Below are 20,463 nucleotides of genomic sequence, written 5' to 3'. Positions count from 1 at the left end.
AGGCAGAGGTTCGTGCCAGATCCCACCTTCCGTCCGAAGTACATCTCCTTCGACTGCTACGGCACCCTGATCAACTACCAGATCACCCCGGTCACCCGGGAGCTGGTGGCCGACCTGCTGACCCCCGAGCAGTTCGAGCAGTTCGTGATCGACTTCCGCAACTACCGCTACGACCAGGTCTGCGGGGTGTTCTACGAATATCGCCAGGTGCTGCACGACGCCTATGCCCGCACCTGCGCGAAGTGGAATCTGCCGGTCGCGCCGGACGCCGGACAGCGCTTTGCCGATGCGGTGCTGAGCTGGGGCGCGCATGCAGACGTACCCGATCCGCTGAAGCAGATGGGTGCGAACTTCCCGCTGGTCATCCTGTCCAACGCCAATACGAACTTCCTCGATGTGAGCGTCCCCCGACTCGGCGCGGACTTCCACGCCGTCTACACCGCCGAGCAGGCCGGGTTCTACAAGCCGCGGTACGGCGCGTTCGAGTACATGCTCGACCAGCTCGGCGCGACCCCCGAGGAGGTACTGCACGTGTCCTCACACACCCGCTACGACCTGATGCCGGCCTACGACCTCGGCTTCACCAACACCGTGCTGCTCGACCGCGGCTACGATCCGCCGGCCCCGGTCTACGGCTACACCCGGGTCGAATCGCTCGACGAGCTCAACACCCTGCTGGGCCTGTAGATGAAGTTGATCTCCTACTGGCAGGACACCGCCGGGCCGACGACGGACTACCGGAACACGCCGGTTCCCGAGCGTGTCGACGTGGCGGTCGTCGGCGGCGGTCTCACCGGCACCTCCGCCGCAGTCGCCCTGCGCAAGCAGGGCGCCAGTGTCGCCCTGCTCGAACAGCACACCATCGGCTGGGGCGCTTCGGGCCGCAACGGCGGCATGGCCACCACGGGCCTGGCGATCGGATTCGGCACCGCGGTCCGGCGCTACGGCGCCGACCGCGCGGTGCGGATGTTCGGCGCCTACAACGACGCCATCGACCACATCGAAAAACTGGTGGCCGAATACGGAATCGATTGCGACTTCGAACGATCCGGCAAGCTGACCCTCGCCTGCCGCCCCGCGCACTACGAGGCCATGCTGCGCACCCAGCAGCAGCTACAGGACCTGGCCGACTACCAGGTCGTCACGGTGCCCGAGGCGCAGATCCACGACGAGATCGGCTCGGACCACTACCACGGCGCGACCGTCGATCCGCTCGCGGCCGGACTGCACGTGGGCAAGTTCGTGCACGGACTGGCCCGTGCCGCAACCGATCTGGGCGCCGCGGTCTGCGAGAACGCCGAGGTCACCACCCTGGCCCGGCGGGGCGGCGGACATCTGGTGCAGACCAGCCGGGGTACCCTGCACGCCGATCAGGTCCTGATCGCGACCAGCGGCTACACCGGCAAGGCGACGCCGTGGCTGCAGCGCAGGGTGATCCCGGTGGGCAGCTTCATCATCGTCACCGAACCGTTGGCCCAGGATGTGGTGGACCGGATTCTGCCGCATCGGCGCCAGGCCTCCGACACCAAGAACCTGATCTACTACTTCCGGATCACCCCCGACAACCGGCTGCTGTTCGGCGGGCGCGCGAAATTCGCGATGTCGCGCCCGGATTCGGACCTGAAGAGCGGCCGGATCCTGCAGCGGGCCATGGTCGAGCTGTTCCCGTATCTGGCCGGCACCCGAGTCGACTACACCTGGGGCGGGCTGGTGGATCTGTCCATGGATCAGATGGTGCACGCCGGCGAGCACAACGGGATCCACTACTCGCTGTGCTACAGCGGGCACGGCGTGCAGATGGCGACGTACATGGGCGAGCGCATGGCCCGCTACATGGCCGGCGACCGGTCGGCCCACATCTGGGGCGAGCTCGCATTCCCCGCTGTTCCAGGACATTTCGGTCCGCCCTGGTTCCTGCCGCTGATCGGCGCGGGGGCCCGAGTATTGGATGCGGTCCGGTGAACGCGGGCATGGTGACCGAGCGGGCCTCGGCACCGGAGACGAAGGCTGTGGGAACAATGACAGCACAGGCAAAGGCAACGGAAACACCATCCCCGGACGCATTCGGACTGCCCGGCGGCGCGCTGATCGCGGGACAGTGGCAGCGTGAGGGGCTGACACTGGCCGTGCACGATCCGCACGACGGTACCGTCATCGCCGCGGTCGCCGACAACGATGCCGCCGAGGTGCACGCCGCCGTAACGGCCGTCGCCGCGGCCATATCCGATTCCGCCACACCGAGATCCGAGCCGTGGCCGGTGTGGCGGCGCCGCGAGGCGCTGGCGCAGGCCGCACGGCTGGTCGTGGAGAACACCGAGCGGCTGGCCGCGATCATCAACGCCGAGAGCGGCAAGACCCTGAGCGATGCGCGCCGCGAGGTCAGCCGCTGCGCCGAGACGCTGAGCCTGTGCGGTGCGGCGACCGGCGTGCTGCGCGGGGAGGTCCTGGAATTCGACGACAGCGCCCGCGGCCAGGGCCACCGCGGCTGGTTCGTCCGCCGCCCGATCGGCGTGGTCGCGGCGATCACCCCGTTCAACGATCCGCTGAACCTGGTGGCGCACAAGATCGGCCCGGCCCTGCTGGCCGGTAACGGCGTGGTGCTCAAACCCGCGCAGACCACACCGCTGTCGGCGCTGGCGCTCGTGGATCTGCTGCTGGCCGCCGGTGTTCCGGCCGAGCGCATCGCGGTGGTCTGCGGTGCCGCGGCCACGGGTGCGGCCCTGGCCACCCACCCGGACGTGGACCTGATCTCGTTCACCGGCGGGCCCGTGACGGCCGCGCGGATCACCGCGAACGCGGGACCGAAGAAACTGCTCATGGAGCTGGGCGGCAACAATCCGACGATCGTGCGCGCCGATGCCGATCTCGAGGTCGCCGCGGCGGCGCTGGTCGACGGCGCCTTCGGCTGCGCCGGGCAGAACTGCCTGTCGGTACAGCGCATCTACGCGCACGAGGCGATCTACGCAGAACTGCTGGAGCGGGTGGTCGCGGCCACCCTGCGGCTGCGGATGGGATCGGCGGCCGAGCGCGACGCCGATATCGGGCCGATGATCACCGAGGCCGAAGCCGCGCGCGTGCAGGCGTGGGTGGACCGGGCGGTCGCGGCCGGGGCGGTGCTGCACACCGGCGGACAGCGCAACGGGGCGTTCCATCACCCCACCGTGCTGACCGGGGTGCCCGCGGACGCCGAGGTGCTCACCCAGGAGATCTTCGGGCCGGTGGTGATCCTTGCGCCGTACCGGACGGACGACGAGGCGGTCGCTGCCGCCAACGACACCGCCTACGCCCTGCAGGCCGGTGTGTTCACCGGGGTGCTCGACGACGCCCTGGATCTGGCCGACCGGCTGCATGCCGGCGCGGTCGTCATCAACGGCACCAGTGACCTGCGGATCGATTCGATGCCCTTCGGCGGTTTCAAGGGCTCGGGAATCGGCCGCGAGGGCGTGCGATTTGCCGTCGAGGCGATGAGCGAACCGAAATGCACGATTATCCACCGCAGGACCGTCACGCACTGTTAACTGAAAACTGTCGACAGTCTACTAATAACCATGGTTGGCTCTCGATAGGGACCCTCTCAGACCCTTGGTCGCCCGTTCTAAGGAGATAGACATGCGGGTGAAAACACACTTCCGGACCATCACAGCGGCGGTAGCCACCGTGCTCGCGCTCGCAGGCGCTACCGCCTGCTCGACCGGCACCGATCCAGGGAGTTCGGCCGGTTCGACCAGCGCCGAGCACACCGACGACATCTCCGTCGGCATCCAGCCCGATCCGGCCGCCGTGGCGCTGCTGCCGGATGCGGTGAAAGCCAAAGGGACCCTGGAGGTTCCGATGGATCTGACCAGTCCCCCGACCACCTTCATGGCCTCGGACAACAAGACCCCGATCGGTTTCAATCCCGATATCGCCCGGCTGATCGCCAAGAAGCTCGGCCTCGACCTGAAGATCGACAACGTCAAATTCGCCACCGTAATTCCGGGTCTGCAGGCCGGGCGATATGACTTCACCGCCTCCACCATGGGCCCGACCAGCGACCGGCTGGAAGTGCTGGACATGATCGACTACTTCGCCAACGGCACGGGCGTCCTCGTACCCGCCGGGAACCCGCAGCATCTGTCCATGGATTCGTTGTGCGGCAACACGATCGGGGTACAGTCCGGAACCACGCAGGAGATCCACGAGCTGCCGCAGCTGTCGAAGACCAACTGTGAGAGCAAGAGCAAGCCCGCGATCAAGGCGGTCAGCCTGCCGAGTGTGAACGATGCGCTGACCCAGGTCGCCTCCAAGCGCATCGACGGCGTCTTCTACGACTCGACCTCACTGTCCTGGGCCGCGATGCAGCAGCCCAAGACCTTCGAGGTGCTGCAGCCCGTCCTGGACACCGTGCCGGTGGCACTGGCGCTGAACAAGAATTCCCCGCTCACCCCGGCGGTGCAGAAGGCGATGCAGTCGATCATCGACAGCCCCGAGTACAACAAGGCCCTGCACCGCTGGGGATTCGACGATCTGGGTGTGAAAGAGGCGATTCGTTCGAAGGCACAGGACTAGTGAAAGACCTTCCCGCCGAACACAAGAAGCGCATCCGCGCCCGGCACGCCGGGGACTATCTGGCCTGGGCGGTTGCGATCGTCATCGTCGCCGCCCTGGTCTACACGTTGGTCACCAACGAGAACTACCGCTGGCCGGTGGTGTTCCGCTATCTCACCACCACCTCGATCCTCGACGGCATCGTCACTACACTGTGGCTGACGGTGGTCAGCATGGTGCTCGGCACGCTGCTCGGGCTGGTGCTGGCGTTGATGCGGATGTCCCCGCTGATCCCGATCTCCGGGCTGGCCCGGCTGTACATCACCTTCTTCCGGGGCACCCCGGTGCTGGTCCAGCTGATCTTCTGGTTCAACGTGGCCGCCCTGTATCCGCATCTGTCCGTTGGCATTCCGTTCACCGGGATCTCCGAGCCGATCGACATGAACAAGCTGATGACCCCGCTGACGGCGGCGATCGTCGCGCTGACGCTGAACCAGGGCGCCTATATGGCCGAGATCATCCGCGGCGGTTTCGCCTCGGTCCCGCCCGGCCAGACCGAGGCCGCGGCCTCGCTGGGGATGAGCCGGTTCACCATGCTGCGGCGCGTGCTCATCCCGCAGACCATGCCCGCGGTCATCCCGGCGACCGGCAACCAGGTCATCAGCATGCTGAAGGAGACCTCGCTGGTCAGCGTGCTCGGCGTGGCGGATCTGCTGCAGAGCGCGCAGACGATCTACGCGCGCACCTTCGAAACCATTCCGCTGCTGATCGTGGCCAGCATCTGGTATCTGGTCATGACCCTGACGCTCAGCGTCCCGCAGTCGATGATCGAGCGCCGCTTCTCCCGCTCGTCGCGACGGGCGGCCGGCGGGCACGCCCCGGTGGCGGCGGAGCTCGAGCTCGGATACGTGCCCATGAAGGAGGCGGTGTGAGCACCCCCGCGACCGCTACGCCGACGGACGGGACGATTGTCGCCCGCAAGTTGTGCAAGAGCTTCGGCCGCAGGCAGGTGCTGCGCGAGATCGACCTGACCGTGGCGGCGGGTGAGATCTCCTGCATCATCGGCCCCAGCGGATCGGGCAAATCCACGCTGCTGCGCTGCATCAACGGCCTCGAGACGATCGACCGGGGCGTGCTGCGCGTCAACGGCGAGGATTTCGGATACGTCGAACATCCCGACGCCTACCGCGCGGTCAGCGCGCGCCGGCTTGCCGAGCAGCGCACCAAGATCGGCATGGTGTTCCAGCAGTTCAACCTCTTTCCGAATATGACCGCCGAGGCCAACGTGATGTCGGGACCGGTGCTGGTGAAGAAGGCCGGAAAGAAGGCGGCCCGGGAACAGGCCGCGCAACTGCTGGCCAGCGTCGGGCTGGCTGGGCACGAGCGGCACTATCCGGCGCAGCTCTCGGGCGGGCAGCAGCAGCGCGTCGCGATCGCCCGGGCGCTGGCGATGGAACCGAGCATCCTGCTGTTCGACGAGCCGACCAGCGCCCTGGACCCCGAGCGGGTCGGCGAGGTGCTCGAGGTGATGCGCGATCTGGCGGGAAAGGGCATGACGATGCTCGTGGTCACGCACGAGATGGGGTTCGCCCGCGAGGTCGCCAAGGATGTGCTGTTCATGGACGAGGGGATTGCGGTCGAGCGCGGCGACGCCCGCGAGGTCCTTACCAACCCCACAGAATCGAGGACCAGGGCGTTCCTGGAGAAAGTGTTGTAGGACATGGATGCTGAACTCGCAGTAATCGGCCTCGGCAGCATCGGCAGCATGGCGCTGTGGCAGGCCGCCCGGCAGTCCACCTCGGTGGTCGGCTTCGAGGCACAGACCACCGGGCATTCGCGCAGTGCGGTGGGCGGTGACACCCGGCTGTTCCGGATGACCTATCGCGACGGCGTCAACTACTCCCCCTTGCTGATCGAGTCGAGCCGGCTGTGGGAAACCCTCGAAGCCGAATCGGGCCTGGCGATCCTCAACCGCTGCGGCGGGCTGTCGATCGGCGCGCGCGAGGGCAACTACATCCCGAAGGTGCTGGCCACCGCGCGGGCCAACGGCACCGAGCACATCCTGCTCGACCACGACGAGCTGGCAGCCCGCTATCCGCAGCACGGGCTGCGCCCCGACAACTGTGCGATCTTCGATCCGAATGCCGGATATCTGCGCACCGATCTGGCCGTGCTGGCCGCGCGCGAGGTCGCCCGGGACCACGGCGCGCAGGTGCTCGACCAGACCGCTGTCGAGGAGATCCACGAGGAATCCGATGCGGTCGTGGTGCGGGCGGGCGGAAACAGCTGGCGGTTCGGTCGGGTGATCCTGGCCGCGGGCAGCTGGTCCGGGGCGCTGCTACCGGAGCAGATCGCCGCCGCCGTGCACCCGCGCCGTATCTACCTGACCTGGTACCCGGCCCGCCATCCGGAACTCTTTGCACCGGAACGGTTTCCGGTGTTCAGCCGGCTCGAGGACGACCGCACGCTCTACGGGGCGCCCAGCACCGACGGCGTCACCGTCAAGGTCACCCTCGACGGACGATCCGAACCCGCCGCGCATCCGGACCGCCTGATCCGCGAGCTCACCGAGGGCGAAATCGCCGAAAGTCTCGACACCGTCAGCGAATTCCTCCCCGACCTGATCCCCAGCATCGTGCGCTCGGACGCCTACCCGGACCTGTACACCGAGGACAAGGCACCCCTGCTGGGCACCCTGCCGGGCCGCCCCCGCACGATCCTGGCCACCGGGTTCTCCGGCGTCGGCTTCAAGATGGCCCCCGCGGCGGGAGCACGAGCGGTAGCGATCGCCCACGGGCAGGACACCGGGCAGCACCCCGCACTGCTGCCGGAGCGTTTCGCGCAAGTGCCGCACTGATCGAGCGGTAACAGTCGCGATGGCGGGGGCGGCGCACACAGGCAGGACGCCTTCCCACATACGGGGAGGGCGGTTTGTTTTGGTAGGAGCAGGATGAGCCGACGAAGATCAGGATCTTGCCGTCGGTATCGGCGCGCTGACTTACCACAAGCCACGACAGCGACAAGGTCGTTTATGCATAGGCGACAGGAATACCACCGTGGCACAAGCGGTCTACGAACACTCTGCCCTGAAGCCAGGCGGTGAGTTCTCGGCCTGGCTACTCGACGTGCTCCCCACTCTCGGATCTCGTGTCATCGCAGGCTCATTGGACGCCTTCACCTTCACCAGTCTCGCTAACCAGGCACTTGCCCATTTGCCGACGGCGGCCAGCATCGATGCCGGCGCGGCCCGACGACTGATCGTCGAGTTGGGCATTATCGGATCCTCGGTCGCCTGCTATAGCCAGCAGCAGGATTTGGACCTGGCACGGCACGATCCGGGCCACAGCCTACGAGGACTCCGCGTCGGCGAAAACGCGACACCGTTCCGGGCCTACTTCAACGCCCTCGTCACCGGTTCGGGTACCGGTCACCCGAACCGGGATGCCTATGCGTCCCTGATCCGCTGGAACGCGCCGGAGATGAGTGCGTATTCGGGCGGCAGCCGCATCTGCACAGAACCCAGCGTGTTCGATGACGGCCGTATCCGCACCTACACCGCGGAGATCGGCGAAACGCTGATCATCGAGCTGTTCAAGCGCTGCGAGACGCTCGAGCTGGCCGCCAACGCGGCCCTGCAACCGATATGGACCGGCGGGACATCCACCATGGGCCACGGTGAGGTCGCCGATCGATTCGCCACGGCACGGCTGATGCTGGCGGGTGTTCGGCGGCTATTGCTGGACTTCCATCGAGGCGACGAGCGCGGATTTCTGTCAGTGGCTCACTTCATGGATGTTTTTCGCCAGTACGCGGTGCACTGGGACCACGGTGACGTCCCGCCGAGCGGACCACAGGACGTTCAGTTCATCCTGCGCGACCTGATGACCGGCATCCAGATGCCCGGCTACACGCGCCACATCGAGCGGATACACGCCGGGTTGCTGGCGAGCGAGCGAGCGATAGTCACCCAGGCCGCGGCACGACGTTCGCTGCCCAGGGTCTTGCTGGACGAGGCCGGACTGTCCACCGCCGATCTGAACACCCTGCCCGACCACGAGTTGGCGGCGACCCTACGTCGGCATCCAGCTCTCGGCGAGTGCTACTTGCTACTGGAGCTCAACGCGCGCTTGTCGGCGGCCCACTTGATGGTTGCGAAGAAGTATCTCTACAAGCCCAGCCGACAGCGAGACGAGGCCGGAGCGGCCGTCCCGGCCCCCGTTCCGAACGACAAGGGCATCACGGAGTTGACCGAGTCCGCTCTCGACATGCTCAACCGGGCCCGCCGCCAACATGCCATGGCCGGCATCGGCCGATGGCGCGCAGGCGAAATCGCTACGTTGTGCGGGGCGGCCGTCCAGCCCGATATCTCGATGCCCGAGGCCCTCGAGTTGTTCGCGCCCGGCGCGAGATCACCCGCCGTCGCGGCCGATGCGGAACACTTCCAGCGGCGATAAGTAGCTCGCGTATCCATACGAACCGGAACTTTCGGCTGTTAGAGAACTCCAGCGGAATTCCCCGGCGCGCGCAGAGAACGACGTCAAGCGAAATACCGTCGGCGTACAGCGCCTCATCGAGATCTCCATATATCTCGAGCAATGTGTCATCCATTCTTTCCAGGTGAACATCAGCGCAGAACTCCCTCGATGCCTCGATGGAAGGCATTACGAGAGCAACTTCCCAGCTGAGGCAATAGAGAGATCGGAAGCCCTGAATAGGCTGCCACCACATCTGAGGTCGCGCAGACCACTGTCACCTCGAACCAAAATGACCGGAAAGGACTCGGCGCATATGCTGCTCGCCCATGAAGGGGTAGACCTTTCCTACGAAGTACGCGGATCCGGAGAACCGTTGCTGCTGATCCACGGGTCCGGCGTACCGGCCGCGATCTGGGGTCGGACGATCGCTGACCTGGCGGCGGACGGACACCGCGTCATCGCCTACGATCGCCGCGGTTACGGCGCGTCGACGCACTCGCCGGTGCGCGACTACCGCCAACATGTGGCCGATGCGGTATTCATGCTCGAGCAGGTGGCCGCGAGACCGGCCACCGTTGTCGGTTGGAGCTCGGGCGCCAATATCGCGCTGGCACTGACCGCCGACCATCCCGATTTGGTGCAGCGACTGATTGTGGTGGAGCCTCCGCTGCACGGTCTGCGGCATCCGACGGCCGGTACGCTGCGCATGATCGGAAGGGCCAAATGGGCCCAGCTACGCGGTAAGCCCGAAAAGAGCGCCGAGATCTTCTTCCGCTTCGTGGCCGGCGATGAGTCGTTCCAGGCGCTGCCCGAGCACGAGCAGAACATGATCCGTGCCCACGCGAGCAACATCCTGGCCGAGCTCGACCCACACCCGTTCGGTGCAATGTTCGAGCACTTCCCGATCCGCAGGATCAGCGACATCGAAGTTCCCGTCACGTTCCTGATCGGCGCGAACAGCGATGTCTTCTTCCATAAGGTGCATCAGCGGATCACCCTCGCCGTGCCGTCGATCCGCACCGAGATGATTCCCGATGCGGGCCACCTTGTACACATCGAGGCCCCGGATGCCTTCGCCGCCGCGATCCGCATTGCGATGTCGGATCACCGCAACGGTCGGCGATAGCCAGGACCAATGGTCCCCGAGGCAGGTACCCGCCGCAATTCCCGCCCCTCGGTGCGACGTTAATGTTTCCAAGTGGTTTCGGATGGCATCTGGGCCATGCTCACGGCGCCGTACGCGCCTCGTCGTCAACCTCACCTCGGTCGTTTGCGTGGATAACACCGATGGGAAATCTATCTGAATGTTAAGACTTAATTTAGCCGTAACACTTTTGATCCAGTCCATTCCCGCCCATGGGAGTATTTGACAGCTGGGCATAGTCATGGCAAATGCAATAATTTGACAAACTTCCTGGCATGGCGCGCCAAAACGCCTCCACGTAGCCCTAGGACCACCGCATGAGCGTCAACGCGAACGTTTCCGAAATCGCCGAATTCGAACTGCCGTCACTGGTGTTCCCGTTTCGAGCGGCGCAGGTGCGGGCGGACGCCGCGGAACTGCGAGCCGGGACTTGCGCATGGGCGCAACGGCAGGGGATCGTCGGACTCCGTGGCGCCGCCCGGCTGCAGAACTCCGATCTACTCGACCTCGGCATCGGCATGACGGGAAGCGCGGACGCGGAACATGCCTCGGTGCTGCTCGACTGGTTCCTGTGGATGTTGCTGTTGGACGACCGCATCGACAACGGCCCCTGGGCTTCCGACGGCGTACTCGAAGAGTTCGCCAGGTCGGTCAGGGCGATCGTCGAGCCCAGAGTTGTCAGCACCATCGCCACCGATCCGATGCTTCGGACGTTGGCCGACGATCTGTGGCCACGAACCGGCGGGCCCGCCGGTTCCGCCGCGAGCGGACGGCTCGCCGGACATGTCATCCGACACCTGGATGCGCAGTGTGCCATGCAGGCCCATCATCGCGGTGAGCGCGATCTCGACCTTAATGACTACCTCGAGCTGCGTCGCGATCTGTTCGGCGCCGACGTGTTTTTCGACCTGATCGAGATCGTCGATGGTCTCTGGCTACCGACGGCGGGGGCCACCGGCGCCCTTGTGACGCGGTTGCGGGCCTGCGCGGGGGATGTCGCAGCCTGGACCAACGATGTGTTCTCGGTCGAGAAGGACCTGGCACTAGAAGAACCCGCCAATCTGGCCATCCTGTTACGCCGGGACCGTGGTGGCTCCTGGCAGGATGCCCTCGACACCGCCGGGGCAATGATCCACGATCGGATCGCCGAATTCATCACGATACGCGGTGAATTATCGCGCATCGCCTCCGTTGCGCAAGCTCGGTCGCTGGAAAGCTTCGCCGATCGCCTGCAGGCCACCATGCAGCTGTGTCTGGACTGGCACCGGACGACCAGCCGCTACCACTGGCAGCACGCGACCGGGGCATCGGCGACGACACGAGAGAGGATCAGTACCCGGTCCACCCCGCCCAGCCTGCTGATGGCCGGGTTCGAACGTGACCCCTACACGATGTACCGCCTCCTGCGAGACGAGTTTCCCGTTGTCCATGACGAACCCGTCGACGCCTGGTTGCTCAGCCGGTACGAGGATGTGCGATTCGCCCTGTGCGACCCACGGTTCAGCTCACGCAACTATTCCTGGCAATTGGCTCCGATGCTCGGGCGCACTGTCTTTCAGATGGAAGGACGTGAACACACCGCCCATCGGACGGCAGTGATACCGGCGCTGCGCGGCCGTGGATTGGCCACACTGGATCGCACCATTCACACCGCCGCTCATGACTTGGCCGCCCGCGTTCGTGTCCAACTCGACCAGCGGGGCCGAGCCGACTTGGTGCAGGATTACTGCAAGCAGCTGACGCGCGACGTCGTGGTGGCCGCTCTCGGTCTGCCCGCGCAAGACGCGGCCCAGTTGCAGGAATGGTACGAGACCGGGTTCGCCTATGTGACCAATGCCCGCCAGGAGCCGACCATCCTGGCTGCCGGAATGGCCGCGGGCGCAGCGTTGTTCGCCTACCTCGCCCCGCACATCGCGGCACGTCGCGACCAGCCGGGGGACGACCTGTTGTCGATCCTCTGTCAGTATCGAATCGACGGTCAGCTGCTGTCCGACGATACGATCAAGGGATACTGCGGCACCCTGCTCGCCGGCGGAGAGACCACCGACAAGGCAATGGCATCACTACTGGCCAACCTGATCGACCATCCCGATCACCTGGCAGCAGCCCGCACCGACCCGCACCTCATCTCGGCGGCATGGGCCGAATCGCTCCGGCGCAACCCGCCTTTCCACTCCGCGACCCGCCAGACCACCACCGAAATCGCGCTGCCCTCCGGGGTGATCCCGGCGAACGCAACGGTGATATGCCTGCTCGGTGCAGCCAACCGCGACCCACGCCGGTTCACCGACCCCGACCTGTTTTCACCAGGACGCACCGACGGCGCTGTCGACCGAGAATTCAACGCCGCCGCTACCCACGTGTCCTTCGGCGCAGGCCGACATTTCTGCCTCGGTTCCCACTTGGCGCGCGCGATAGCCGAAACCGGCACCAAGGTCCTGCTCGACACCTTTGCTCGGCTGCGATGGGCCGAGGGCTTCACGCCGAAAGAGACCGGCCTGCTGTTGCGCTCTCCCGAGTCGTTGCTGGTGCAGAACTGACATGCACCGACTATTGGCACGTTCGGGGTGAAACTATCGGTTGATCAATATGCCGCCAGGAGGGCCCTGCATCGCCAGAGGGCTCCATTCGCGCGGATTATTCTCTGTCATTGCACCTGATTCTTCGTTCGATCTCGATGAGGCAACCGTGCTCCTTCCACAATTCCACTATCGCACTGCGGCGCAGCAGCAACCCCGATCCGACGCTCTCAATTCCGGATCGCTGCTGTGGGCCGAAGAATTTCAACTGATCACCGACGACGATATCCGCAGAGCGGCAGCCGCCGCACAATTCGGGACCTTCGGCGGACTGACACACGATCCGCAGACACCTCTGGAGACCCTACGGTTGATATCGGATTTCTTTCATTGGCTATGGCTCGTCGACGATCTCGTTGTCGATAAGACGGCCAGCGGACCGGAGATCATCACACCGCTCATCGACCATTTCGTATCCGTCGTGCGCGGGGAAACGGTGGCGACGAGCGCCCCGGAACGGGCATATGTCGACCTGGCCCGACGGCTCGTAGCAGATCACGGGGCACAATCTGGTAGGCGATTCGCGGCGGCAGGGGTCAGATTTCTGGAGGCTTTGATCCCGCAGAGCGTCATGCGTGCGAGCGACACCGTTCCCACACTCCATGAGTATGAGATCCTGCGCCGCGGAATTTCCGGTGTGCCAATGGCTGTCGCCTTCATAGAACCCAGCATCGGCATCCACATGTCGGATGCGGAATGGCAGCGCGAAGACGTCCAACGGCTCGCCGAGCAGGCGAACGACATCATCTCCTGGGTCAACGATATTTTCAGCCTACCGATGGAACTCGCGCAGGAGCCGGTGTTCTGGAACTATCCCTTGATACTGCAGGCGCAGGGCATGACGCTGCCGGAGGCGATCACCGAAACCGGCAAGCGCACGCAGCAGGCCTACGACGATTTCTGGCTGCTCGCCGAAAGGCTTATGCAGGAACGCAGTCCCGCCTGCCGAGCATTCATTCACGGGCTCGACCGGTGGATGTCGGGAAGTTACGAGTGGCATATCGTGACGCCCAGATACTGGCGCGCCTGGGAAACTTTCATAATCACCGCATAGAAAGAGCTGATCCATGGCACTAGACCAGGCTGCCGCGCAGCCGATTCCCCGTGCGGCCGCAGCGCTGCCGCTGCTCGGACACGCCGTATCGCTGCTGCGTGATCCACTCGCATTCCTGACCACACTGGCCAATGGCGACAGCGACCTGGCGGAAATCCGCATAGGTCCGCTACGCGCGGTGGTGATATGCGATCCGGAATTGACCGCGCAAGTTCTGCAACAAGATCAAATCTTCGACAAAGGCGGGCCCGTGTTCACGAGCGGGCGGCGGATAATAGGTAATAACCTGGTCACCTGCCCGCATAACGAGCATCGCCGCCAACGGCGCATGACCCAGCCGACATTTGCCCGCACCCGCCTCGCGGGCTACGGGAATGTCATGACCGATCAGGTCGACAACATGACGAGGCAGTGGAGCAACGGGCAGATCTTCGATCTGCCGGTGAAAATGTCGGAGCTCACCATCAAAATTGTCATGAAGACCATGTTCTCCGGCGAGCTCGCACCGTCGGTCATGGAAGAAACCCTGACCGATGTTCCCGTCATCGCCGATGGGATTCTGAGCAGGACGGTCCTGCCATCCGCATTGAGCCGCCTGCCGACCGCGGGCAACCGCCGCTACGCCCTTGCGGGTCGGCGTATGCGGGCGGCGCTCGACGATCTCGTCGTGCGCCGCCGCACGGACACCACCGATTACGGCGATCTGCTGTCGGCGCTCATGGCTACCCGCGACGACGGAGAAGGGGTGTTGAGCGAAACCGAAATCAGCGATCAGCTCATGATCTTCTTCATTGCCGGAGCGGAGACCACGGGCAACGCATTGACCTGGGCGCTGCACTTGATCGCCGAGCATCCCGATATCGAGCGGCGGCTGCACAGTGAGGTCGACCGAGTCCTGGCAGGCGGCCCCGCCCGCTACGAGCAGTTATCCCAACTAGAGCTGACAGGGCACATTGTCTCCGAGGCTCTTCGGTTGTATCCGCCCGTCTGGATACTCACCCGCACCGTATCCGCCGATACCTGGCTCGGCGGATATTTCCTGCCGAGCGGCACCACCGTCATCTACAGTCCCTACCTCATCCACCACCGCGGCGATCTCTACGAGAATCCGGAACGTTTCGATCCCGACCGCTGGAGCGACGAACGCGCCGCAATACCCCGCACCGCGTTTATCCCGTTCAGCGCGGCCGCCCGCAAATGCATCGGTGATGTCTTCGGTCTCGCCGAAGCCACCATCGCGCTGGCCACCATCACCGCCCGCTGGCGGCTGCAGCCCGTTCCCGGCGGGGACGTGCGCCCGGTCATCAGCACAGTGCTGCGGCCCCGAGACCTGCGTATGCGGGTCACGGCACGGCACTGAGAACAGCGGATTCGTCGATGGTGACCGGTGTTTCGACGACGGGTTACAACCGGGCCGCCGAACTATTGACGCTGGCTCGCCAGATGTGCGAGCCGGTGCTGCGGGAGTCGGTCGGTTCGCTACCGGAGCCGCTGCGCCGGATGGCGGGCTATCACTTCGGATGGTGGGATGTCACCGGGGCCCCGGCGACGGGTGATCCCGGAAAGTCGTTGCGAGCGGCAATAGTGATCGCCGCGTCCACCGCAACTGGCGCTCGCCCGGCAACGGCCGTGCACGCGGCGGCCGCGGTCGAGTTGGTGCACAACTTCTCCCTGATTCACGACGACGTGATGGACGCCGATCCCGTGCGGCGGGGGCGCGCGACCATCTGGAAAGTGTGGGGGACTGCGGACGCGATCCTGCTTGGTGCGGCCCTGCACGCGCTGGCGATCCCGGTGCTGGTAACCGGGATGCCGAAGACCGTGCTGGATGACGCACTGGTCCGGTTGGCGGCGGCGGTGATCGAGATGTGTCGCGGCCAACACGAGGATTGCTCATTCGAAACTCGCAGGACAGTCTCGGTGGAGCAGTACCTGCGGATGGCGGAGGGCAAGACCGGAGCGCTGATGGGAAGCGCGGGTGCACTGGGCGCCCTGTGCGCCGGAGCAGATGAGGCGACGGTGGCGGCGATGGATCGCTTCGGACGGCAGCTCGGGTTGGCGTTCCAGTTCGCCGACGACCTGATCGGAATCTGGGGTGACCCGGCCGTGACCGGCAAACCCGCAGGCAACGACCTGGCCCGCCGCAAGCGATCCCTGCCCGTGGTGGCCGCATTGGCATCGGGCACGGACGCTGCTGTGGAGTTGGCCCAGCTGTACGACTCCGATATCCCGATGAGCCCTGCGGATATCGGTCGAGCGATGGATTTGGTCGAGGCAGCGGGTGGACGGCGCTCGGCGCAGCAGTACGCCGACCAGAAGATGGCGGAGGCGATCGGCGTACTGCGCGATCGGGGGCGCGCCGGCGATCTGATCGCATTGGCCGACGTTGTGGCACACCGGAATCGGTGAACCGGACTGGAGACCGCTCAGGATGGCGTGATCCAGGCTATTAGCGCTGAACAGTGCCAACCGTCCCGATCACATCGGACCTCTCGGGCCCGTTTCTTTTGTGCGGCAGTCGATTTCTTGACTGTCGGGACTCCGCATCCACGGCTGCGGAAGACTCGGCCGATTATGTGACATACCCTCGTTTCACTCCGTAGACTGCGGGCACAAGGGCGGTATCGCAAGGACACCACCCCGACTGATCAGAAAGACACCAAGTTCGTGATGCGTTCCGCGGTAATCGCAGCTTTTGTCGGCGCAACTCTGCTCACCGGCGCCACCGGTACCGCGACCGCGGATATCGCGGTCGAGCCCGGCACCGGATCCAGCACGGGCTCGAGCAACCTCACCACCGGATCGGCGGGCGGGGTCACCACCACCGGCTCCTCGGGCACGGGTTCGGCCGGCGCGGCGATGGCGGGCTTCGAGTCGCTGCTGTTCGGCGGCCCGTTGTTGTGCGCCGCGATCGGCAGCGCGGTCGGCGGGACGCTCAGCTGCGCGGGCACGGCAGGGCCGGTCATTCCTTGAGAAAAGGCCCTAGCGGCAAAGCTGGGGCCTTTTCTCACTATCCGACCACTCAGCTGTTGTCGGCGTTGCCCGTCTTCCATTCCGGCCACGGAATGTTCCAGTCGCCCAAACCGTCCACACCCGACAAGGTGCCGCCCACCGTGTTCTTGACGATGGTGATGTCGCCGCGCTTGGCGTTCTGCAATACCCACAGCGCGTTCGCCGGGCTCAGATTCAGGCAGCCGTGGCTGGTGTTCGAGTAGCCCTGCGCACCGACCGACCACGGCGCGGAGTGAAAGAAGATGCCGGAGTAGGAGATTCGGGTCGCGTAGTCGACCGGCGTCTTGTAGCCGTTCGGCGAGTTCACCGCGACGCCGTAGGTCGAGGAGTCCATGATGATGCGGTCGAAGCGGTCGCCGACGATGTAGATGCCGTTATCGGTGGGCGTGCTGTCCTTGCCCATCGAGGTCGGCATGGTCCGCACGACCTGGCCGTTCATCTCCACCGTCACCTCTTTGGTGTCGTCGTCCGCGGTGAAGATCGTCGCGTCGCCGACGGTGAAGAAGGAATGGATGTTGTCCTGGCCGAACAGTCCGTTGCCGAGATCACGACCGTAGACGTTCACGTCGATGGTGACCTTGGTGCCCGGCGCCCAGAAGTGCTCCGGCCGCCACCGGACCTCACGGTTGTTCACCCAGTAGAACGCGCCCTCGACCGGCGGCTCGGTGGTGACCTTGATCGCATTCTGCGCGGCCTTGCGGTCCGGGATGTTCTCGTCGAACTGCACCGCCACCGGCTGACCGATGCCGACCACTTCTCCCTCGCCGGGCAGCAGGAACGGCTTGGTCTGACTGTCCGGCGAGCTGGTGGTGAAGCTCAGCACGGTGGAATTCGCCCCGCCGAGACCGATCGCATCGGCCTTGAGCTGGTAGGTCTTGCCGTAGCCGAGCACCTCGGTGGTCTCCCAGGAGCGCCCGTCGGCGGCCAGCTTGCCGCCGATCGAAACGCCCTGCGGGCTGGTCAACGTCACATTCGTGAACTTGCCGTCATCGACCTTGAAGGTCATCGGAACGCCCGGCGAAACCCCCATGTCACCATTCCTGACCGGGGACAACAGCTTGGGCTTCATCAATTCGGTGATCGGATTGCGGTCGATGGCGACCGATGAGGTTTCGGCGGCCGACGACGAGCACGCCGTCAAGGCCAGCGCGAACACCGCGATTACGACTACAGGTCCGGTGATCTTGCACATCAACCGATGTCGACCCTGACGAACGCTCATTTCCAACCCCGTTTCAAGTCCCGATGCCGCACCAGCGCACCGATGGCTTCGGATCCAACCGACCACGCTCCTCCCGCAGCGCTGACGGAGTTGGGTAGCAAGACCACGCTTGACCTATTCTGCCAGCTCGGCAGGCCCGGTCAAACGCGAACACCACTCCGCCACAGGCGAGTTCCAGGGGTTAGATCACTTCCGCCCCGCCCCGCGTTAACACCGCCGATCGACTCGCCATCACGACCACTCAGATATCGATTTCACTTCTGGCCGCTCGGCCTGTTAATGTCTGTCCCGCACCGGAACACGGAGCACCGCAAGACAAGCGCCATTAGCTCAATTGGCAGAGCAGCTGACTCTTAATCAGCGGGTTCGGGGTTCGAGTCCCTGATGGCGCACTCAAATTAGCAGGTCAGGCCCGATACTATGCTCGGGCTTGTTCCGCTCTGCCGGACCGTCACCAAAAGAACACCAAAAAGTGACCACCGATGGTTCCTCAGCTGGCCGTGCCTAGCCCCAGCTCCAGCACGGCCGATGAGTCCGGTGCCTGCTCCGGCGAGACGATGTAATGCCGCTCCGTGATGCCCTCACGAGACTGCCCCAACTGCTTCGCGGCCGTTTTCGAATCCGACACCTCAGCGATCAGCGTCGCGACTGTCTTCCGGAATGTGTACTGAGTCACATCCTTGTACAGAGTGCCGCGTGCGTCCCGCCATGTCCTGTTGAAGTTGTACGGATCGCGGAGCACTCCACCCCGGCCGGGAAACACGAGCGGAACCTTGTCCTTTGGGTTGGCGGCACGACGCTCTGCCCGAGTTGGCGGTCTTCGAAGGCCAGCAGCTGACAGCTGTCGAGCTGCTTGAATGGGCGGGTGGCGATGTCGCCGATGGCATGGTCGCGGTCAGTTTCGTTTTTGCTGGCAGACGGCTGACGATCAGCAACGCCCTCGATGAGAACGGCCTGGAATTCGGTGCGCCGCACCGCAACTACCGCATCCATCCACTCCGCGATCCGGGTATTCGGCGTGGCTGCTGGTAGTGGAGCAGCCACCGCACGATTCTGCTGAGTTTGCGTGTGAAACAACTGAATTCGCGGTGGCCGCAGCGGCAAGCAGGCACGCGAGGGGGTAACGCTTCGATACGATGACCATCTTCCTCGAGAAAGGAAGCGGCCCCAAACCGCCCCAAACCCGTGACGGTTCATTCGTCCTTGTCCGATGAGTTCTCCGCGGCCGGGAAGTCTACTCAGTCATGAGGAAACTGATCTACTCGTTCGGCGTGTCGGTGGACGGCTACGTCAACGACCGCGACGGCAGCATCGACTGGACGATCCCGGACGAGGAGCTGCACCAGTTCCATAACGACAGGTACCGCGAGATCGAAGTCTCGCTGCACGGTCGTCGCCTGTACGAGCTGATGGCCGAGTACTGGCCGCACGTGCCCGAGGACGCGCCGCGCATCGAGCGCGAGTTCGGTCGGCTCTGGACCGACAAGCCCAAGGTCGTCTTCTCCCGGACGCTCACCGAGGTCCACTGGAACAGCACCCTGGTCAGTGAGAACGCGGTCGATGAGGTCCGCAGGCTCAAGGCCGGAGGCGACGGCGTGATGGAGGTCGGCGGCGCGAACCTCGGGGCCTCGCTGATGCCGCACGGGCTCATCGACGAGTACTGGCTGTTCCTCTATCCGGTGCTCGTCGGCGGCGGCACGCCGCTGTTTCCGTTGCTGGACAAGCGAATCCAGCTCCGGCTGGCCGAGACGAAGCACTTCAACAAGGTGGTGATGCTGCGCTACGTGGCCGACTAACGCCCCGTCAACCGCCCCAGCCCGCGCTCGAGTGCGACCGTCACCGCCGCGCGGACCAGATGGCCGCTGGATCGATCGCCGCCAACCCGACGGGCGATCGATCCGAGAACGCACGACCGGCGATCGGTGGGTGAGCCACCGATCGCCGGTCGTAGGTATGGATTTGTCATCGCGAGAGCGAGTTGCGCAGATCGGTGATGGTGGCGCGGCGCTCGTAGGCGATCCAGGCGAAGATCGCGGCGAGCACCAGTGGGAAGATCCCCATCAAGGGCTTGTCGGCGATGAAAGCCTGCGTCCCGGCGGCGAGCACGGTGAGAACGGACAGACCCGCGGCAGCCAGGGCACTGAGCCGTGGCACCATCAGGCCGATACCGCCCGCGACCTCCGCAACTCCGATGAAGATGAGCAGCCCGAGGGGGATGGTCAGATTCTCGGGGGCGTTGTCGGTCAGGGCGTTGGGCATAACGAGCTTCGGCCCGCCGGAGGCGATGATGAAGAACAGGCCGAGCAGGATCTGCAGGGTCCACAGGGCGCGGTTGCGGGTCCAGCCGCCGGTCCATTCGCCGCTGGGGCAGTCGGCTTCGTAGCAGCCCGGTTGTGAGCCAATGTGTTTCGCCGAACCTCGCGGCCGATCGTGAAGGCAACTCGTTCGAA

The 20,463-nt window shown here is 65.0% G+C and carries 19 protein-coding genes and 1 tRNA gene; 17 read left to right on the top strand and 3 right to left on the bottom strand.

The window, feature by feature from the left end; all coding sequences use genetic code 11:
* Positions 1 to 12: 12 nt before the first annotated feature.
* The 14 genes from OG874_RS43840 (at position 13) to OG874_RS43775 (ending at position 16,752) form a co-directional block, all read left to right on the top strand.
* Positions 13 to 687 carry a haloacid dehalogenase type II gene (locus OG874_RS43840; protein ID WP_330252901.1) on the top strand — a complete coding sequence of 225 codons (675 nt, stop codon included), beginning with the start codon at positions 13 to 15 and terminating at the stop codon, positions 685 to 687.
* The gene (locus tag OG874_RS43835) at positions 688 to 1,962 is read left to right on the top strand and encodes an NAD(P)/FAD-dependent oxidoreductase (RefSeq protein WP_330252900.1); all 1,275 of its coding nucleotides are present in this window, start codon (positions 688 to 690) and stop codon (positions 1,960 to 1,962) included.
* Positions 1,963 to 2,018: 56 nt separating this feature from the next.
* Positions 2,019 to 3,518 carry an aldehyde dehydrogenase family protein gene (locus OG874_RS43830; RefSeq protein ID WP_330252899.1) on the top strand — a complete coding sequence of 500 codons (1,500 nt, stop codon included), beginning with the start codon at positions 2,019 to 2,021 and terminating at the stop codon, positions 3,516 to 3,518.
* A 91-nt stretch (positions 3,519 to 3,609) separates the two neighbouring features.
* On the top strand, positions 3,610 to 4,548 hold the full coding sequence (locus OG874_RS43825) for an ABC transporter substrate-binding protein (protein ID WP_330252898.1): 939 nt from the start codon (positions 3,610 to 3,612) through the stop codon (positions 4,546 to 4,548).
* Entirely contained in the window at positions 4,548 to 5,459 is a 912-nt protein-coding gene (locus tag OG874_RS43820; protein ID WP_330252897.1) for an amino acid ABC transporter permease, read from the top strand. Before OG874_RS43825 ends, OG874_RS43820 begins: the two co-directional genes overlap by 1 nt.
* Complete coding sequence (locus OG874_RS43815) at positions 5,456 to 6,244, top strand: amino acid ABC transporter ATP-binding protein (protein ID WP_330252896.1); 789 nt, start codon at positions 5,456 to 5,458, stop codon at positions 6,242 to 6,244. Before OG874_RS43820 ends, OG874_RS43815 begins: the two co-directional genes overlap by 4 nt.
* Positions 6,245 to 6,247: 3 nt before the next feature.
* The gene (locus OG874_RS43810) at positions 6,248 to 7,384 is read left to right on the top strand and encodes an FAD-dependent oxidoreductase (protein ID WP_330252895.1); all 1,137 of its coding nucleotides are present in this window, start codon (positions 6,248 to 6,250) and stop codon (positions 7,382 to 7,384) included.
* Between the two features lie 199 nt (positions 7,385 to 7,583).
* Positions 7,584 to 8,981, top strand: coding sequence for a hypothetical protein (locus OG874_RS43805; protein WP_330252894.1), 1,398 nt, complete (start codon positions 7,584 to 7,586; stop codon positions 8,979 to 8,981).
* Positions 8,982 to 9,291: 310 nt separating this feature from the next.
* A complete protein-coding gene (locus OG874_RS43800; protein WP_330252893.1) occupies positions 9,292 to 10,128 on the top strand; it encodes an alpha/beta fold hydrolase in 837 nt (278 codons plus the stop codon).
* 335 nt (positions 10,129 to 10,463) lie between these two features.
* Positions 10,464 to 12,686, top strand: a complete 2,223-nt coding sequence (locus OG874_RS43795; protein ID WP_330252892.1) for a cytochrome P450 — start codon at positions 10,464 to 10,466, stop codon at positions 12,684 to 12,686.
* Positions 12,687 to 12,735: 49 nt separating this feature from the next.
* Positions 12,736 to 13,779 (top strand): terpene synthase family protein, encoded by a 1,044-nt coding sequence (locus OG874_RS43790; RefSeq protein WP_330257670.1) that lies wholly within the window; start codon positions 12,736 to 12,738, stop codon positions 13,777 to 13,779.
* A 13-nt stretch (positions 13,780 to 13,792) separates the two neighbouring features.
* Positions 13,793 to 15,139: a cytochrome P450 gene (locus tag OG874_RS43785; protein WP_330252891.1), complete on the top strand. Its 1,347-nt coding sequence runs from the start codon at positions 13,793 to 13,795 to the stop codon at positions 15,137 to 15,139.
* Positions 15,140 to 15,156: 17 nt separating this feature from the next.
* Positions 15,157 to 16,188 carry a geranylgeranyl diphosphate synthase IdsB gene (idsB, locus tag OG874_RS43780; protein WP_330252890.1) on the top strand — a complete coding sequence of 344 codons (1,032 nt, stop codon included), beginning with the start codon at positions 15,157 to 15,159 and terminating at the stop codon, positions 16,186 to 16,188.
* A 261-nt stretch (positions 16,189 to 16,449) separates the two neighbouring features.
* The gene (locus OG874_RS43775; protein WP_330252889.1) at positions 16,450 to 16,752 is read left to right on the top strand and encodes a hypothetical protein; all 303 of its coding nucleotides are present in this window, start codon (positions 16,450 to 16,452) and stop codon (positions 16,750 to 16,752) included.
* Positions 16,753 to 16,801: 49 nt separating this feature from the next.
* Here OG874_RS43775 and OG874_RS43770 read toward each other — a convergent pair whose 3' ends face one another.
* Complete coding sequence (locus tag OG874_RS43770) at positions 16,802 to 17,983, bottom strand: L,D-transpeptidase (RefSeq protein ID WP_330257669.1); 1,182 nt, start codon at positions 17,981 to 17,983, stop codon at positions 16,802 to 16,804.
* Positions 17,984 to 18,332: 349 nt separating this feature from the next.
* On the opposite strand from OG874_RS43770, the gene OG874_RS43765 reads away from it, so the two are divergent.
* Positions 18,333 to 18,405 (top strand) — tRNA-Lys (locus OG874_RS43765).
* Between the two features lie 98 nt (positions 18,406 to 18,503).
* On the opposite strand, the gene OG874_RS43760 is transcribed toward OG874_RS43765, so the two are convergent.
* Positions 18,504 to 18,689 carry a hypothetical protein gene (locus OG874_RS43760; protein ID WP_330252888.1) on the bottom strand — a complete coding sequence of 62 codons (186 nt, stop codon included), beginning with the start codon at positions 18,687 to 18,689 and terminating at the stop codon, positions 18,504 to 18,506.
* A 104-nt stretch (positions 18,690 to 18,793) separates the two neighbouring features.
* Between OG874_RS43760 and OG874_RS43755 the strand changes: the two genes are divergently transcribed.
* Positions 18,794 to 19,045, top strand: coding sequence for a hypothetical protein (locus tag OG874_RS43755; protein WP_330252887.1), 252 nt, complete (start codon positions 18,794 to 18,796; stop codon positions 19,043 to 19,045).
* A gap of 212 nt (positions 19,046 to 19,257) precedes the next feature.
* Positions 19,258 to 19,809, top strand: a complete 552-nt coding sequence (locus OG874_RS43750; RefSeq protein ID WP_330252886.1) for a dihydrofolate reductase family protein — start codon at positions 19,258 to 19,260, stop codon at positions 19,807 to 19,809.
* Positions 19,810 to 19,975: 166 nt separating this feature from the next.
* Here the strand turns inward: OG874_RS43750 and OG874_RS43745 are convergent, their stop codons facing one another.
* The gene (locus OG874_RS43745) at positions 19,976 to 20,320 is read right to left on the bottom strand and encodes a DoxX family protein (RefSeq protein ID WP_330257668.1); all 345 of its coding nucleotides are present in this window, start codon (positions 20,318 to 20,320) and stop codon (positions 19,976 to 19,978) included.
* Positions 20,321 to 20,463 lie beyond the last annotated feature (143 nt).

The sequence above is a fragment of the Nocardia sp. NBC_00565 genome (assembly GCF_036345915.1).
Taxonomy (GTDB): Bacteria; Actinomycetota; Actinomycetes; order Mycobacteriales; family Mycobacteriaceae; genus Nocardia.
This window is presented reverse-complemented; position numbering and strand designations above follow the sequence as displayed.

Excerpts from the sequence above, each read along its gene's own strand:
- OG874_RS43830 (WP_330252899.1), top strand. The coding sequence starts at position 2,019 with ATGACAGCACAGGCAAAGGCAACGGAAACACCATCCCCGGACGCATTC.
- OG874_RS43835 (WP_330252900.1), top strand. The coding sequence starts at position 688 with ATGAAGTTGATCTCCTACTGGCAGGACACCGCCGGGCCGACGACGGAC.
- OG874_RS43770 (WP_330257669.1), bottom strand. The coding sequence starts at position 17,983 with ATGTGCAAGATCACCGGACCTGTAGTCGTAATCGCGGTGTTCGCGCTG.
- OG874_RS43800 (WP_330252893.1), top strand. The coding sequence starts at position 9,292 with ATGACCGGAAAGGACTCGGCGCATATGCTGCTCGCCCATGAAGGGGTA.
- OG874_RS43810 (WP_330252895.1), top strand. The coding sequence starts at position 6,248 with ATGGATGCTGAACTCGCAGTAATCGGCCTCGGCAGCATCGGCAGCATG.
- OG874_RS43785 (WP_330252891.1), top strand. The coding sequence starts at position 13,793 with ATGGCACTAGACCAGGCTGCCGCGCAGCCGATTCCCCGTGCGGCCGCA.
- OG874_RS43750 (WP_330252886.1), top strand. The coding sequence starts at position 19,258 with ATGAGGAAACTGATCTACTCGTTCGGCGTGTCGGTGGACGGCTACGTC.
- OG874_RS43790 (WP_330257670.1), top strand. The coding sequence starts at position 12,736 with ATGCCGCCAGGAGGGCCCTGCATCGCCAGAGGGCTCCATTCGCGCGGA.
- OG874_RS43825 (WP_330252898.1), top strand. The coding sequence starts at position 3,610 with ATGCGGGTGAAAACACACTTCCGGACCATCACAGCGGCGGTAGCCACC.
- OG874_RS43795 (WP_330252892.1), top strand. The coding sequence starts at position 10,464 with ATGAGCGTCAACGCGAACGTTTCCGAAATCGCCGAATTCGAACTGCCG.
- OG874_RS43775 (WP_330252889.1), top strand. The coding sequence starts at position 16,450 with ATGCGTTCCGCGGTAATCGCAGCTTTTGTCGGCGCAACTCTGCTCACC.
- idsB (WP_330252890.1), top strand. The coding sequence starts at position 15,157 with ATGGTGACCGGTGTTTCGACGACGGGTTACAACCGGGCCGCCGAACTA.